Genomic DNA, 15,020 nt, shown 5'->3' on the forward strand with positions numbered 1-15,020 from the left:
CCCGTGGATACGGCGGGCAAGGAAACAAAGTGTTACGGTTCGCGTTTGGATTGTCCGGATGTGCCAGCAAGTTGCATGGGCGCGGGCCTCACCCCCAGCGCATCGTGCCGACGAAATCGATGAAGGCGCGCAGCGGTGCCGGCGTGAGGCGGCGGCCGGGATAGTAGAGGAACGGCCCGGAAAATTCCTGCCACCAGGGCTCCAGCACAGGCTCCAGCCGGCCATCGTCGAAATAGGGCCGCAGCCAGTCCTCGAACAGCGAGACGATGCCGCCGCCGGCAACCGACACTTCAAGCGCAAGGGCCATTGCCGTGCCGGTGCTGACCAGCAGCGGCCCGGTCGGTTCGACGCTCACCACCTCGCCGTCGCGTTCGAATTCCCAGGCCGGCGTCAGGCCGCTGGTGAAGCGGCCGCGCAGGCAGGCATGGTCGAGCAGGTCGCGCGGGTGCCCGGGCCGGCCGTGCCTGTCGAGATAGGCCGGAGCGGCGGCGGTGGCGAAGCGCTGCCGGCGCGGACCGATCGGCACGGCGATCATGTCCTGCTCCAGCCGCTCGTCATAGCGGATGCCGGCGTCGCAGCCGCTCGCCAGTATGTCGACGAAACTGTCCTCGGCGGTCACTTCCATGCGGATCTCGGGATAGGCGGCGAGGAACGGCGGCAACAGGCGCGGCAGCACCAGTTTCGCCGCGACGACGGGCACGTTGAGCCGCAGTGTGCCGGCCGGGCGTCCGCGAAAGCCGTTGACCACGTCGAGCGCGGCCTCGACCTCGCCGAGCGCGGGGCCGAGCCGCTCGAGCAGCCGGGCCCCGGCCTCGGTGGGCGCCACACTGCGCGTGGTGCGGTTGAACAGCCGCACGCCGAGCCCGCTCTCCAGCCGCCGCACCGTTTCGCTGAGGCTGGAGGCGCTGACGCCGCCCACCCGTGCCGCTTCGCGAAAGCCGCCGGCGCGCGCCACCGCCATGAACGCCTGGAGGTCGCCGAGATCCGTCGCCATTGTTCGCCTTTCCGCACAGGGTGTGCTGATTGCACCATATTATCGTGCAGGCACGCTTTGTCTACATTGGGCCGATCCAAAGGAGATGAGACAATGACAGACATCAGCAAGGCCGGAACCTTCAAACTCGGCGACCGCACCGTGAAGCGCCTCGGCTACGGCGCCATGCAACTGGCGGGACCGGGCGTCTTCGGTCCGCCGAAAGACCACGATGGCGCCCTCGCCGTGCTGCGCGAGGCGATCGCCAGCGGCGTCGACCATATCGACACATCGGATTTCTATGGCCCGCATGTCACCAACCAGATCATCCGTGAGGCGCTGCACCCCTACCCCGCCAACCTCACCATCGTCACCAAGATCAGTGCCCGGCGCGGCGCCGATGCATCGTGGCTCCCCGCAATGTCGCCGCCGGAGCTGACGCAGGCCGTGCATGACAATCTGCGCAATCTTGGCCTGGACGTGATCGAGGTGGTGAACCTGCGCTCCATGCATGGCATCCACGGCCCCGCCGAAGGGTCGCTGGAGCCGCAATTGAACACGCTCGCCGAATTGCAGCGCCAGGGCCTGGTGCGCCATATCGGCATGAGCAATGTCACCCGCGCCCAGATCGCTCAGGGGCGCGGCATCGCCGATATCGTCTGCGTGCAGAACCAGTACAACATCGCGCATCGCGAGGATGACGCGCTGATCGACGAGCTGGCCGCCGACGGCATCGCCTATGTGCCCTTCTTCCCGCTCGGCGGCTTCACGCCGCTGCAGTCGGACACGCTGGCCAATGTCGCCCGCAAACTTGGCGCGACCCCCATGCAGGTGGCGCTCGCCTGGCTGTTGCAGCGCTCGCCCAACATCCTGCTCATCCCCGGCACCTCCTCGGTCGGCCATCTCCGCGAGAACCTGGCGGCGGCCGAACTCGACCTGCCGCGCGAGGCGATCGATGTGCTGAACGGGATCGGCAGTGAAGCCGAGCAAGCGGCATAAGGCGGTTCCTGCTGCCGATCGGCAGCCTACCGGCTGCCGATCTTGGCGATCCTTGTCCGCGGATCGCAATAGATGCCGTAGAGCGTCTGCAGGATTCGCTCGACCTCCACCGAAGCCAACCGGTAGTAGACCTGCTGGGCGTCGCGCCTCGTGTCCACGAGCTTGAGCGCGCGCAACTTTGAAAGTTGCTGCGACAGCGCCGACTGGTTCATCGCAACCAGTTCGGCCAGTTCGTTCACACTCGTCTCGCCGTCCAGCAGATGGCACAGGATCATCAGCCGTTTTTCATTTGCCATCGCGGCGAGCAGTTCGGACGCTTCGCGCGCTCGCTTGTCCAGTTCGGCTATTTTTATGTTGCGCATATGAACACATTATCATATTAAGAGTTACAAATAATATTAGCCTGACGCCGGCGCCTGTCAAGCCGATGGATCGATACGCTGGAGATTCACGCCAGCGCGCTCGTTTGATCCGCATCAAGTCGCGGCCGGCCATAATGGCGCAGGATCAGCCAATGCCGCTCCCTACGTGGGAATCGCAATGTCGGCGTTGCGCCAAAGGCCGCGCCGCGAAGGAGGAAAGAGCATGGCGCATGTTGTCGTCCTTGGTGCCGGACTGGGGGGCACCATCATGGCCTATGAGCTTCGCGACGAACTGGCCGGGGAACACAAGGTCTCTGTAATCAACAATGGCAGCCACTATTCATTCGTGCCATCCAACCCTTGGGTCGCCGTGGGCTGGCGCGACAGGCAGGCGGTCGAGATCGACCTTGCTCCGGTGCTCGCTCGGCGCAACATCGGTTTTCATCCGCAAGGAGCCAAGCGCGTCCACCCGGCCGAACGCACGGTGGAACTCAACGACGGCTCGTCCCTCTCCTATGACTATCTGGTGATCGCCACCGGCCCCGAACTCGCTTTCGACGAGATCGAGGGGCTCGGGCCGGAGCACAACACCCAGTCGGTCTGCCACATCGATCACGCCCTCAAGGCCAAGACGGCCTTCGACGCGCTCGTCGCCAAGCCGGGTCCGGTCGTCATCGGCGCGGTCCAGGGCGCGTCCTGCTTCGGACCGGCCTACGAATTCACCTTCATCCTCGACAAGGCGTTGCGCGACGCCAGGGTGCGCGACCGCGTGCCCATGACCTTCGTCACCTCGGAACCCTATATCGGCCATCTCGGCCTCGACGGCGTCGGCGACACCAAGGGCCTGCTCGAGAGCGAGATGCGCCAGCATCACATCAAGTGGATCTGCAACGCCAGGGTCGACAAGGTCGAGCCGGGCAAGATGTTCGTCCAGGAAATCGCCGACGATGGGTCGGTCAGGCAGGCGCATGAATTGCCGCACGCCTTTGCGATGATGCTGCCGGCCTTCCGTGGCGTGGCGGCGGTGCTCGGCATCGAGGGGCTCACCAATCCGCGCGGCTTCATCGTCGTCGACAAGCACCAGCGCAACCCGGCCTTCCCCGAAATATTCGCGGTCGGCGTCTGCGTCGCCATCCCGCCGATCGGCAAGACACCGGTTCCTGTGGGCGTGCCCAAGACCGGCTTCATGATCGAATCCATGGTCACGGCGACGGCGCGCAACATCGGCCGGCTGGTGAAGGGCGAGGAGCCCGATGCCCAGGGCACGTGGAATGCGGTCTGCCTCGCCGATTTCGGCGATTCCGGCGTCGCCTTCGTGGCGCAGCCGCAGATCCCGCCGCGCAACGTCAACTGGTCGTCCTCCGGCAAATGGGTGCACACCGCCAAGGTCGGCTTCGAGAAGTATTTCCTGCACAAGATCAGGACCGGCAAGTCCGAGCCCTTCTACGAGCGCCTCGCGCTGCAGGCGCTGGGCATCGACAAGCTCAAGCAGATCAAGGTCGAGGCGCCGCCGGATGTACCGGTTGCCTGACCGGGGCAAGCCACCGCGGCTGGCCCTCGGGCGGACAGCGGCTGGCGGCCCGATCGAAGGCCCGCAACCGCCGGCGGCAAAGTCGGCGCCACCCCTTGCAGCCAACGATAACATTCATATATCTAAATATGATCACATACAAATGGAGATGACGATGTCCCTCGACCGTTCCGTTCTCGCCTTCGCCGGCACCATGGTGCTTTTGTCCGTGGTGCTTACCGCCTTTGTCTCGCCGCTGTTTGTCTGGCTGACGGTCTTCGTCGGCTTGAACATGCTGCAATCGGCGTTCACCGGCTTCTGTCCGGCGGCGATGGTCTTCCGCAAGCTCGGCGTCAAGCCGGGATGCGCATTCTAAGGATGACCCGCATGCGCATGCCCCTTTTGGTCGCCGCGTTGCTGGCAACCTCTCCAGCGCTTGCCGGCACGCTGACGCTGGCGCCGACGACCGTGACCGAATGGAAGGCGGTCTATGGCCGTGTCGAGGCGCGCGACACCGTTCCGGCGCGCGCCCGCATCGGCGGGCTGATCGTCGACCTCGCCGTCACCGAGGGCGAACTGGTCAAGGCTGGGCAGAAGATCGCCACCGTTCAGGACGACAAGATCGCCTTCCAGGTCGCGGCGCTGGACGCCCAGTTGCGCGCGCTGCAGGCACAGCTGGACACCGCGCAATCAGAACTCACCCGCGGCCAGACGCTGGTCGACAAGGGTGTCATGACCGCGCAGCGTCTTGACCAGCTGCGCACCGAGGTCGACGTCGCGCGCAACCAGCTTGCCGCGACCGAGGCGCAGCGATCGGTCATCGTGCAGCAGGGCGCCGAAGGCGATGTCTTTGCTCCCGGCGACGGCCGCGTGCTGACCGTTCCGGTGACGCGCGGCGCCGTCATCATGGCCGGTGAAGTGGTCGCCACCATCGGCGGCGGCGGCGTGTTCCTGCGGCTGGCCGTTCCGGAGCGTTACGCTGCGTCCCTGAGGGAGGGAGCCGCCATCCGCATCAATGCCGGCGGCAAGGGAGCCGCCGGCCGCCTCGCCAAGATCTATCCGCAGATCGACAACGGCCGCGTCATCGCCGACGTCGAGGTCGACAATCTCGATACCAATTTCATCGATGCGCGAGTCCTGGTCGAGCTGCCGGTCGCCGAGCGCTCCGCGTTGCTGGTGCCGGCGTCGGCGATCGCAACCCGCTCGGGCATCGATTTCGTCCGCGTCACCGCCGGCGGCGCACAGGCCGAACGAGCGGTGGTCACCGGCGAGCGGACCAAGCGCGCCGACGGCGACTATGTCGAGATCCTGACGGGCCTCGCGGCCGGCGATGTCGTGGTCACGCCATGAAGGGTCCTGCCTCGTTCGGTATCGCCGGCGCGCTGACGCGGGCTTTCATCGCGTCGCCGCTGACGCCGCTGTTCCTGGTCGCCGCCTTCGTCTTCGGGCTGGTGGCGCTGCTCACGCTGCCGCGCGAGGAGGAACCGCAGATCTCGGTGCCGATGGTCGACATCTTCGTGCGCGCCGACGGGCTGAAGGCCGACGATGCCGTCAAGCTCATCACCGAGCCGCTGGAGACGATCGTCAAGGGCATCGACGGCGTCGAGCATGTCTATTCGCAGACGCGCGACGACCAGGTGATGGTCACCGCCCGCTTCGTCGTCGGCACCTCGTCGGACGCTGCCTTGCTGCGCGTCCACGACAAGGTGCGCGCCAACATGGATCGCATTCCCGTCGGCGTGCCCGAGCCGCTGATCGTCGGCCGCGGCATCGACGACGTCGCGATCGTCACGCTGACACTGTCGCCGAAGCCGGAGGCGGCCGCGCGCATGACGCCGAACGACCTAACCCGCATCGCGCGCGAACTGCGCACCGAGATCGCCAAGATCGACAATGTCGGCCTGACCTACCTGGTCGGCGACACCGGAGAGATCATCCGCGTCGATCCGAACCCGGAAAAGCTCGCCCTTTACGGCGTCACCTTGCAGCAGCTCGCCGCCAAGGTGTCAGGCGCCAACAAGGCCTTTCCGGCCGGACGCGTGCGCGACCGGGGCGAGCAGATCGACATCGTCGCCGGCGAAACGCTGGCCTCGCCGGACCAGATCGGCAACCTGCTCCTGACCTCGCGCGACAACCGCCCCGTCTATGTTCGCGACGTCGCCGACGTCGCCTTCGCCACCGACACCGGTGATGCGCTGGTGTCCACGGTCACCAGGGCTGGCGCCGGCGTGGAGCGCGTGCCGTCGGTCACGCTCGCCATCGCCAAGCGCGCCGGATCGAACGCGGTCGCGGTCGCCGACGCCATCCTGCACCGGGTCGCCCTGCTCCAGGGCGGACTGATCCCGGGCGATATCGCGATCGACGTGACGCGCAACTACGGCGAGACCGCCAACGACAAGGCCAACGAGCTTCTTTATCATCTCGGCCTGGCGACGATCTCGATCATCCTGCTGGTCTGGGTCGCCATCGGCCGCCGCGAAGCCATGGTCGTGGCCGTCGTCATTCCGGTGACCATCCTGCTCACGCTGTTTGCCTCGCGCGTCATGGGCTACACGCTGAACCGCGTCTCGCTGTTCGCGCTGATCTTTTCCATCGGCATCCTCGTCGACGATGCTATCGTGGTGATCGAGAACATCTCGCGCCACTGGGCCATGGGCGGCGGGCGCGACCGCCGGCAGGCGGCGATCGAGGCGGTGGCCGAAGTCGGCAACCCGACCATCGTGGCCACCTTGACCGTGGTCGCCGCACTGCTGCCGATGCTGTTCGTCTCGGGAATGATGGGGCCTTATATGAGCCCGATCCCGGCCAACGCCTCGGCGGCGATGATCTTCTCCTTCTTCGTCGCGGTGATGGTGACGCCGTGGCTGATGCTCAAACTCGCCGGGCGCGCGCCGGTGCATGCCCATGGGGACCATGGCAATGGCGGTCCGCTCGGCCGCGCCTACACAGCCGTCGCCCGGCCTATCCTGGCCTCGAAGAAGGCGAGCTGGGCCTTCCTGCTCGCCGTCGGCCTGCTGACGCTCGGCTCGCTCGCGCTGTTCTACACCGAGCATGTCACGGTCAAGCTCCTGCCCTTCGACAACAAGTCCGAATTGTCGGTCACCATCGACCTGCCGGAAGGGTCTTCCGTCGAGGCGACCGATGCGGTTGCACAGGCCGTCGCCGCCAGGGTTCTCGAGCTGAAGGAGGTTCGATCGGTCCAGACACATGCCGCAACAGCGGCGCCCTTCAATTTCAACGGCCTCGTGCGCCATGCCGTCCTGCGCACCGAGCCGCAGCAGGGAGACGTGGCGCTCAACCTGCTGCCGAAAGCGAGCCGTACCCGCTCCAGCCACGAGATCGCGCTCGACGTGCGCCAGCGCATCGCCACGATCCCGGTGCCGCAAGGCACCAGCCTGAAGGTGGTCGAGCCGCCGCCCGGTCCGCCCGTGATGGCAACCCTGCTGGCGGAGGTCTACGGACCCGACGGCGAGACGCGCCGCAAGGTCGCCGAAAAGATCGAGACGGCATTCCGCTCCGTGCCCTTCATCGTCGACGTCGACAATTCCTGGGGACAGCCGGCGCGCCGGCTGCGCGCCACGATTTCCACCGACGATGCGGAGTTCTTCCATGTCGAGGAAAGCGACGTCTTCGACACGCTCGCCATCCTCAATGGCGGCAAGACCGTCGGTTATTCGCATCGCGGCGGTGGCCGCCAGCCGATCCCGATCCGCATCGAGCGGCCGAAGGGCGAAAGGACGCTCGACGAGCGCTTCCTGACCACGCCCATTCCGACCAATGTCCTGCCCGGCGACCGCGGCGTGGTCGAACTCGGAGATGTTGTGCGGGTGACGCCGGAGCGCGCCTCATTCCCGGTGTTCAGGCACAATGGCCGCGCCGCCGAAATGGTGACGGCCGAGCTTGCCGGCAGCTTCGAGGCGCCACTTTACGGCATGCTCGCCGTCAGCAAGGCCATCGACGCGCAGGACTGGACCGGATTGCAAAAGCCCGCGATCTCGCTGCATGGCCAGCCGGAGGATGAAAGCCGGCCGGCGCTTCTGTGGGACGGCGAATGGGAAGTCACCTGGGTGACCTTCCGCGATATGGGGGCGGCCTTCGGCGTCGCCCTGCTCGGCATCTACATCCTGGTCGTCGCCCAGTTCGGCTCGTTCAAGGTGCCGCTGGTGATCCTGACGCCGATCCCGCTGACCTTCATCGGTATCCTCGGCGGACACTGGCTGTTCGGAGCGCCGTTCACCGCCACCTCGATGATCGGCTTCATCGCGCTGGCCGGCATCATCGTGCGCAATTCGATCCTGCTGGTCGATTTCATCCGTCACGCCGCCTCGCCCGACAGGCCGTTGCGCGAGGTCCTGATCGAGGCCGGCGCGATCCGGTTCAAGCCGATCCTGCTCACCGCACTTGCCGCCATGATCGGCGCCGCGGTGATCCTGACCGATCCGATCTTCCAGGGCCTGGCGATTTCGCTGCTGTTCGGCCTCGCCTCCTCGACGCTGCTGACGGTGCTGGTCATCCCCGCGATCTACCGGGTGCTGCGCACGTGAAGGTGCCGGAGGGCCGGATTATGACCTGGATCACGCGAAAATATTCAGGTGAAGAATTTTCCAGCTCCCGTTTCAGGGATGAGGGTCTTCGCCTCGCGCGATCATCATGTGATGGCGCTGATGGTGCATCCCCTGAGCCATGAGCCCGAAGAACCCGAGGCCGCGCAGTTTGGCGGCATCCGCCGCCGGGGGCCACACCGTCAGGGATGCGCCGCCGTCGATATCGGAAGCGTCGAAACGCCAACCGTCTACCCCGTTCATCGTCGCCGCATGGGCCTTCACCATCCGGCGCACGGAATCCCGAACGGCTCCCGAACCCGTGACCAGGAAGCGGGTTCCGCCCACGACCGGCTCGCTCTTCACATCGGCGGCCAAAGTAACCGCGTTCATGTCGACGAGATGCGCGCGCAGGGCGTCGATGTCCACTTTGGACCAATCCGTGTGAGGATCAGCCTCAAGGATCGCCACGATCTCCTGGATCGCCGCGAACGCACCTTGGCCGGGCTCCGTCGGAACCTCGGCACCTGTGGCTTGCCCGCTCATCATCCGCATATGCATCTTATGGTCCATTCCGCCTGACTGGGCTTGCTGGGCACAGGCCGTGGAAGAAACCAGGCAGGCGGCGACCGCGAGGGCGCGTATCATGGCAATTGCTCCGTTGACCAGCCATGCTTGCCACAGCCTCGAGCAACGCTACATGATAGAAATCATGTCGCCACCGCTAATTGCCTTGCTCGACCGTTTGGAAGGCCGCGAGATCGAGTTCGCGGCGGGAGCACCGGTGTTTCATCTGGGTGATCCCGTCCGGTTCATTCACGTCGTGCGTTCGGGCGTCGTTCATCTGGTCAGGCATCAGGACAATGGAACGGCCCTGATCCTTCAACGTGCGGGTCCAAATTCCATCCTGGCCGAAGCCTCGTTGTATTCAGCCTCTTACCATTGCGCGGCCCGAACAGAGGTTGCAGCCGTGACCTGGGCCATTCCGCGCGCCGGCCTGCTCACCCGGATCGAGGAAGACACGGAGCTGGCGAGCGCGTGGGCGCGCCATCTCGCCCACGAGGTCCAGCAGGCGCGATTGCAGTCGGAGATCTTGTCCCTCAAGACAGTCGCGGCCCGCCTCGATGCGTGGGTGTCCTGGCATGGGAGCCTTCCCGCCAGGGGACACTGGTCAACGTTGGCCCGTGAAGTAGGTGTCAGTCCCGAGGCGCTTTATCGTGAAATCGCCTGGCGCCGAAGGCGTGACACGATTTGATTCCCGCGGACGACCGCTTCTTCCAGAACTCCACACAGGTTTCCGCCCGTACACCGGCGGCGCGAACCCGAGTGCAAGCAGGGACGCGATGCAGGGCGGTTTCGACCATAAGGTCAACTTCAGGCAAAGTCCTTCACCTTGATGTCGACGCCAATCTCGCCGCTTACCGACATCAAAGCGCGTCACGCAATCGTTCAATCAGGCGTCGAGGACCAGACAACGGATGCTCGAGCAATGGAGGCACCTGGGCATCCGGGATGACTTCAGGCATCGGCGGGCCGGGGCAGCCGTCCTGAACCTTGGTCCAGGACGGAGCATTGAGCACGGTGTCGCAGCGCGCGAGGTGCGCGCCGCCGGCCACGACGAGGCAGGCAAACCCGCCCTCCGGGATGAACTGGCCATTGGCACGACAGACGGATGTAGCCGGCGCGGGCCCCGGCGCCGGATCGCCCGGGCAATGGTCAAGAACCTCGTTCCAGGACAAGATGTTGAGGTTCATCTCGCAACGGGCCAGATGGCTCGTCTCGCCGGCCCTCAGGCAGGCATACTGCCCGGGCTCAAAACGTCCCGTGTTGGCCATGCATACCGCATCGGCCCATGCCGGCACCGTCATGCCGGCGAGCAGCACGGCGGCAGGAAATACGGCGCTCTTCACTTTAGCGGCCCCATCGCTGATACCTGCTCCATCGCATTGTCCGATTGTGGCAACATAAGGTCCAGACAGGGCTTGGCCATACATGCACAGGGACCAAGCGACCGGATTCTGATCTGGATCAACACCAGGTTCACAAACAGAGCCTGGTCGACGCGGAAAATGGGATGCCGCGCTCGGCATCGGGGATTTGCGGTTTGCGCACCACGGTTCCGAACTTGACAAGAGTCAAGGTGATCAGGCCGTCGAGGCTTTAGGACCTGTCCGGCGTGGGCCGGAACCGGAGTCCGCATGCCAGTCCAGAGACCAGACGTAGAGAGTTCAGCCATGCAGCCCCTGGCCCCGGTATTCGTCGCCCGGGGATTGACCAAGGTCTATGGCGCGGGCGATTCACGTGTCGTGGCGCTGAAGGACGTCGACCTCGATATCCGACAAGGCGAATTCATCGTACTTCTCGGCCCTTCCGGGTCAGGCAAATCGACCCTGCTCAACATCCTCGGCGGATTGGACGCGCCAACGTCAGGCACGGCGACCTGGCGAGATCACGAACTGACCGGAGCCAGCGACGAGCAGCTGACGACATACAGGCGCGAGCATGTCGGCTTCGTATTTCAATTCTACAACCTGATACCGAGCCTCACTGTCGAGGAGAACGTGCGGCTGGTCGCGCAGATCGCCAGCAATCCGATGACACCAGCCGAAGCGCTCGAACTCGTCGGACTGTCACATCGCGCTGGTCACTTTCCTTCACAATTGTCCGGTGGAGAACAGCAGCGCGTCGCGGTGGCACGCGCAATCGTGAAACGGCCGGATATCCTGCTCTGCGACGAGCCGACCGGCGCGCTCGACGTCGACACTGGCAGGCTGGTTCTTGCGGCAATCGCCAAGGTCAATGCGGAGCTGAACACGACGACCGCCGTGATCACTCACAACTCGGCAATCGCGGGGATGGCTCATCGCGTGTTGCGGCTGAGCGGCGGGCGCATCGTCGAGGAAGAACCCAATCCGCGGCGCATACGGGCCGAGGATGTGACGTGGTGAACGTCCTGGACATCAAGGTGGCGCGCGACCTCTGGTCGATGCGGCTTCAGGTCCTCAGCATCGCGCTGCTCGTCGCGGCCGGCGTGGCCGTCTTCGTGATGTCGGTGTCGAACTACCAGGCGCTGATCGGCGCCATGGAGGCACACTACCGCAACGAACGTTTCGCCGACATCTTCGTGGGCATGACGCGCGCGCCGCTCTCGATCGTGGATCGGCTGCGCGAAATCAACGGCATTGGCATCGTGGAGCCGCGCGTCGCCGAGCCAGTGCGCGTGATCCGCGAGGACACCAACCTCCCGATCTCGGGGCGCGTCATCTCGCTCCCTGCCGCGGGTCAGCCGTTGCTCAACCGCCTGCATCTCGTGCAGGGACGCTGGCCCGATCCGCTGCATCCGGAAGAAGTCATCATCAACGCGGCGTATGCCGAGGCGCGCGCCGTGCGGAGCGGAGAAACCATCGAGGTGGTACTCAACGGCCGGCTGCAAGGCTTCCGCGTCGTGGGCACCGCCCTGTCACCCGAATTCATCTTTGCCACCCGCGCCGCGGTGCCGCTTCCGGACGATCGGAATTTCGTGGTGGTGTGGGCAAACGAGGATGCGGTGGCAAGCGCATTCGACATGAAAGGCGCCTTCAACGACGCGCTGATGACTTCTGGCGCCCGGCGCGGGGTCACAACATGTCCTGGAAGAGGTCGATCGGTTGCTGGCGCCATACGGCGGCACCGGAGCCTATGGCCGGAGCGATCAGCCGTCGCACCGTTTTCTCAAGGACGAACTGGCGGAGCAGGAAACCCTGAGCATCGTCATGCCATCGGTCTTCTTCGGCATCGCGGCGTTGCTGCTCAACGTCGTCATCGGCAGGATGGTGGAGGCACAAAGGGGGCAGATCGCTTCGCTGAAGGCGTTGGGGTTTGCGAACCGCACCATCGCCTTCCACTACTTCAAGCTGGTCACCGCCATCGCATTGCTGGGATCGGCGATGGGTCTGGTCATGGGGTGCTGGTTCGCGATCGGGGTTGTCGGGAGCTATGCCGCCTTCTTCCGGTTTCCATCGCTGGAGGCGCCACTGGAGCCATGGCTGCTCGTTGCGGCGACCCTTGTCAGCGTCGGCGCGGCGAACCTTGCCGCGGCATCGGCGGTATACCGGATTGCCATGCTTGCTCCCGCCGAAGCCATGCGTCCCGAGACGCCGCCCGCGTTGCACACATTCAGCTGGCTGCAGACGATTGGAAGCCAGCGAATTCCGCTCCAGTACGTGATAGCGGCGCGCACGATTCTCGGACGGCCCGTGAGGACGCTGTTGACGACCGTCGGAATCGCGCTGGCCATTCCGCTCATTCTGTTCGGGCTCTACTGGTTCGACGCCATCGACTACATGATCGATGTAAGTTTTGGACGCATCGAGCGCGGTGACGCGTTTGTTACTTTCACGGAACCGGTCTCGGCGGATGCACTCTACGAGTTGCGGGCGATACCTGGCGTGCTTGAGGCTGAAGTCCAGCGAGTCGTGCCGATCACATTGCGAGCTGGGCATCGCGCCTATCGCACCTCGGCGACTGGTCTGGATTCCGGTTCCGAGCTCAAGGTGCTGAGAGACAGCGCGCTACGGCCGATTGCCGTACCCTCCGATGGCATCATGCTCAGCCGGACGATCGCGAGGCAGCTCGATCTCAATGTCGGTGACAGTGTCACGATCGAGGTGCTCGAAGGCAGCCGAGCCGTGAGAGAAGTCACCGTCCGCAGGATTTCGGACGATATTTTGGGGGCGTCCGTGACGATGGAGCGCACCGCACTCAATCGCCTGATGCGGGAGGGTTCCGTTGCGAATGTCGCGACCTTCAGGATCGATCCGGGTCAATCTGAACTGCTCTGGTCCAGGATAAGGTCAATGCCGAAGATCGAGGGAAGCTCGGTCAAGGTCCTGTGGTTTGCCTTGTTCAACGAAACGATCGGCGGAATGGTGGTTATCGGCGCGCTGGTCCTCTCGGGGTTTGGAATGCTGATCGCCATAGGCGTGGTCTACAACAGTGCCCGCATCGCCCTGCAGGAGCGCGCCTGGGAATTGGCCAGCCTGCGCATCATCGGACTGACGCGGCGTGAGGTATCCGCCGTCATTATCAGCGAGCTTGCCGTGGAGCTGATTGTGGCCATCCCCGCAGGGCTCCTGATCGGACGGTACCTGATCGAGTTGATCGCGTCGGCGCGTGCGAGCGAGTCGTTTCAGATCCCCGCTGTGATCGATCGCAGCAGTTATGCCATCGCCGCGCTCCTGGTCATCGGCGCGGCCATCGCCAGTTTCATCACAATCCGCCGCAGGATCGACAGGCTCGATCTCGTGGCTGTCCTGAAAACGAGGGACTGAACATGAAGCGTCGAACAATTTCGATCGTGGGCGCACTGGGGCTGGCGCTTGCGGCACTGGGTTTCTACTGGCTCCTGATGCCGCAACCGATCCTTGTCGAAACCGCCGAGGTGATGACCTCGCGCTTCCAGGACATTGTTGAAGAGGACGGACGCACGCGCGTGCGGGATCGCTACCTGGTTTCGGCGCCTTTGTCCGGGCGGATCCAGAGGTTGGCACTCAAGGCCGGCGATACCGTGCGGACGGGACAAAAGCTGGCGACCATTACGCCGCCAGTTTCGCCGCTTCTCGACCCCCGCGTGCGGCTGGAGCTCGAGGCCCAGGTCGGAGCCGCCGAGGCGGCAGTCGAGGAGACGGCATCGCTTCACGAGCAGGCCAAGGTGCTGCTGGCCCAAGCCAGTGCCGATCTCGAACGCACGAGAGAGCTCGTCAAGCGCAAGGTGGCGGCGGCGGCTCAACTGGAGCGCGAGGAATTCCTGTTCCGCTCCACGCAGCGACAAACCGATGCCGCCGAGCGGCGCTGGCACGCGGCCACCCATCTTCTGGAACAGGCGCGCGCGGCACTGAACTCCGCCGACAATTCCGAGGCCAGCGAGAGTTTCCCGGTATCCTCCCCCATCGACGGCCGCGTTCTCAGGGTCATGCAGGAGAGCGAGACCATTGTCGCGCAGGCAGCCCCGTTGCTCGAGTTGGGTGATCCTGGCGATCTCGAAATTGCCGTCGACGTTTTGACGACCGATGCCGCCCGAATAAGGGAGGGCGACAAGGTGATCATCGAGCGCTGGGGCGGCCCCACGGATTTGCATGGGGCCGTGCGGCGTGTCGAGCCCTCCGGCTTCACCAAAATATCGGCGCTCGGCGTCGAGGAACAGCGCGTCTGGGTCATCGTCGACATAACCTCGCCACGAGAGACGTGGGCCAGCTTGGGGGATGGCTACCGCGTCGAGGTCAAGATCGTGGTCGACGAGAACGACCAGGCAATCGTCGTGCCGATCGGAGCCCTGTTCCGGCGCGGCGATGCCTGGAGCGTCTTCGTTGTCGAGGCCGACCGCGTTCATCTCCGAGAAATCCAGGTTGCGCGCCTATCGGCTCGCATCGCCGCCGTTGCGCAGGGCTTGCACCCTGGCGAGATCGTCGTCGTCTATCCACCTGCTAGCCTTGCGGAGGGGCGCAAGGTCAAGCTCCAGTAAGGGCAATCAGCCGCACGCCATTTCGCCGCCGCAGGATCATGGCTGGCCCTCGTCAGCGCTTTAACATCCAATCCGGACCTGACGTGGATCAAGATCATACTCCCGATGCGGTGCTAAAAGGGTTCACTTCAACGAG

The 15,020-nt window shown here is 64.8% G+C and carries 14 protein-coding genes; 9 read left to right on the plus strand and 5 right to left on the minus strand.

Features of this window, described 5'->3' with window-relative positions:
* Nucleotides 1–88: 88 nt before the first annotated feature.
* Nucleotides 89–994, minus strand: coding sequence for a LysR family transcriptional regulator (locus AC1VON_RS27895; RefSeq protein WP_172349383.1), 906 nt, complete (start codon nt 992–994; stop codon nt 89–91).
* A gap of 93 nt (nt 995–1,087) precedes the next feature.
* Between AC1VON_RS27895 and AC1VON_RS27900 the strand changes: the two genes are divergently transcribed.
* Entirely contained in the window at nt 1,088–1,972 is an 885-nt protein-coding gene (locus AC1VON_RS27900) for an aldo/keto reductase family oxidoreductase (protein WP_483125571.1), read from the plus strand.
* A 26-nt stretch (nt 1,973–1,998) separates the two neighbouring features.
* Here AC1VON_RS27900 and AC1VON_RS27905 read toward each other — a convergent pair whose 3' ends face one another.
* A complete protein-coding gene (locus tag AC1VON_RS27905; RefSeq protein ID WP_172349381.1) occupies nt 1,999–2,334 on the minus strand; it encodes an ArsR/SmtB family transcription factor in 336 nt (111 codons plus the stop codon).
* A 223-nt stretch (nt 2,335–2,557) separates the two neighbouring features.
* Here AC1VON_RS27905 and AC1VON_RS27910 point away from each other — a divergent pair, with 223 nt between their 5' ends.
* The 4 genes from AC1VON_RS27910 (at nt 2,558) to AC1VON_RS27925 (ending at nt 8,388) form a co-directional block, all read left to right on the plus strand.
* A complete protein-coding gene (locus tag AC1VON_RS27910; protein ID WP_483125572.1) occupies nt 2,558–3,865 on the plus strand; it encodes an NAD(P)/FAD-dependent oxidoreductase in 1,308 nt (435 codons plus the stop codon).
* Between the two features lie 154 nt (nt 3,866–4,019).
* The gene (locus AC1VON_RS27915; RefSeq protein WP_140685429.1) at nt 4,020–4,220 is read left to right on the plus strand and encodes a YgaP family membrane protein; all 201 of its coding nucleotides are present in this window, start codon (nt 4,020–4,022) and stop codon (nt 4,218–4,220) included.
* An 11-nt stretch (nt 4,221–4,231) separates the two neighbouring features.
* Nucleotides 4,232–5,194 carry an efflux RND transporter periplasmic adaptor subunit gene (locus AC1VON_RS27920; protein ID WP_483125573.1) on the plus strand — a complete coding sequence of 321 codons (963 nt, stop codon included), beginning with the start codon at nt 4,232–4,234 and terminating at the stop codon, nt 5,192–5,194.
* Nucleotides 5,191–8,388 (plus strand): efflux RND transporter permease subunit, encoded by a 3,198-nt coding sequence (locus AC1VON_RS27925; RefSeq protein ID WP_483125574.1) that lies wholly within the window; start codon nt 5,191–5,193, stop codon nt 8,386–8,388. Before AC1VON_RS27920 ends, AC1VON_RS27925 begins: the two co-directional genes overlap by 4 nt.
* 72 nt (nt 8,389–8,460) lie before the next feature.
* Here the strand turns inward: AC1VON_RS27925 and AC1VON_RS27930 are convergent, their stop codons facing one another.
* The gene (locus AC1VON_RS27930; protein WP_483125575.1) at nt 8,461–9,033 is read right to left on the minus strand and encodes a hypothetical protein; all 573 of its coding nucleotides are present in this window, start codon (nt 9,031–9,033) and stop codon (nt 8,461–8,463) included.
* On the opposite strand from AC1VON_RS27930, the gene AC1VON_RS27935 reads away from it, so the two are divergent.
* Nucleotides 9,032–9,640: a Crp/Fnr family transcriptional regulator gene (locus AC1VON_RS27935; protein ID WP_483125576.1), complete on the plus strand. Its 609-nt coding sequence runs from the start codon at nt 9,032–9,034 to the stop codon at nt 9,638–9,640. The genes AC1VON_RS27930 and AC1VON_RS27935 overlap by 2 nt on opposite strands.
* A 172-nt stretch (nt 9,641–9,812) precedes the next feature.
* Here the strand turns inward: AC1VON_RS27935 and AC1VON_RS27940 are convergent, their stop codons facing one another.
* Nucleotides 9,813–10,295 (minus strand): hypothetical protein, encoded by a 483-nt coding sequence (locus AC1VON_RS27940; protein ID WP_483125577.1) that lies wholly within the window; start codon nt 10,293–10,295, stop codon nt 9,813–9,815.
* Between the two features lie 324 nt (nt 10,296–10,619).
* Here AC1VON_RS27940 and AC1VON_RS27945 point away from each other — a divergent pair, with 324 nt between their 5' ends.
* Nucleotides 10,620–11,333 carry an ABC transporter ATP-binding protein gene (locus tag AC1VON_RS27945; RefSeq protein WP_483125578.1) on the plus strand — a complete coding sequence of 238 codons (714 nt, stop codon included), beginning with the start codon at nt 10,620–10,622 and terminating at the stop codon, nt 11,331–11,333.
* On the opposite strand, the gene AC1VON_RS27950 is transcribed toward AC1VON_RS27945, so the two are convergent.
* Nucleotides 11,246–11,818 (minus strand): hypothetical protein, encoded by a 573-nt coding sequence (locus tag AC1VON_RS27950; RefSeq protein ID WP_483125579.1) that lies wholly within the window; start codon nt 11,816–11,818, stop codon nt 11,246–11,248. The genes AC1VON_RS27945 and AC1VON_RS27950 overlap by 88 nt on opposite strands.
* Nucleotides 11,819–12,032: 214 nt before the next feature.
* On the opposite strand from AC1VON_RS27950, the gene AC1VON_RS27955 reads away from it, so the two are divergent.
* Both AC1VON_RS27955 and AC1VON_RS27960 read left to right on the plus strand, forming a co-directional pair.
* Nucleotides 12,033–13,694, plus strand: a complete 1,662-nt coding sequence (locus tag AC1VON_RS27955; protein WP_483125580.1) for an ABC transporter permease — start codon at nt 12,033–12,035, stop codon at nt 13,692–13,694.
* Between the two features lie 2 nt (nt 13,695–13,696).
* Entirely contained in the window at nt 13,697–14,884 is a 1,188-nt protein-coding gene (locus AC1VON_RS27960) for an efflux RND transporter periplasmic adaptor subunit (RefSeq protein ID WP_483125581.1), read from the plus strand.
* Nucleotides 14,885–15,020 lie beyond the last annotated feature (136 nt).

It is taken from the genome of Mesorhizobium sp. HAY1-8B (assembly GCF_056868045.1).

Coding starts and splice junctions, on each gene's coding strand:
- AC1VON_RS27925 (WP_483125574.1), top strand. CDS start 5,191: ATGAAGGGTCCTGCCTCGTTCGGTATCGCCGGCGCGCTGACGCGGGCT.
- AC1VON_RS27945 (WP_483125578.1), top strand. CDS start 10,620: ATGCAGCCCCTGGCCCCGGTATTCGTCGCCCGGGGATTGACCAAGGTC.
- AC1VON_RS27905 (WP_172349381.1), bottom strand. CDS start 2,334: ATGCGCAACATAAAAATAGCCGAACTGGACAAGCGAGCGCGCGAAGCG.
- AC1VON_RS27910 (WP_483125572.1), top strand. CDS start 2,558: ATGGCGCATGTTGTCGTCCTTGGTGCCGGACTGGGGGGCACCATCATG.
- AC1VON_RS27935 (WP_483125576.1), top strand. CDS start 9,032: ATGGCAATTGCTCCGTTGACCAGCCATGCTTGCCACAGCCTCGAGCAA.
- AC1VON_RS27930 (WP_483125575.1), bottom strand. CDS start 9,033: ATGATACGCGCCCTCGCGGTCGCCGCCTGCCTGGTTTCTTCCACGGCC.
- AC1VON_RS27895 (WP_172349383.1), bottom strand. CDS start 994: ATGGCGACGGATCTCGGCGACCTCCAGGCGTTCATGGCGGTGGCGCGC.
- AC1VON_RS27900 (WP_483125571.1), top strand. CDS start 1,088: ATGACAGACATCAGCAAGGCCGGAACCTTCAAACTCGGCGACCGCACC.
- AC1VON_RS27915 (WP_140685429.1), top strand. CDS start 4,020: ATGTCCCTCGACCGTTCCGTTCTCGCCTTCGCCGGCACCATGGTGCTT.
- AC1VON_RS27920 (WP_483125573.1), top strand. CDS start 4,232: ATGCGCATGCCCCTTTTGGTCGCCGCGTTGCTGGCAACCTCTCCAGCG.
- AC1VON_RS27960 (WP_483125581.1), top strand. CDS start 13,697: ATGAAGCGTCGAACAATTTCGATCGTGGGCGCACTGGGGCTGGCGCTT.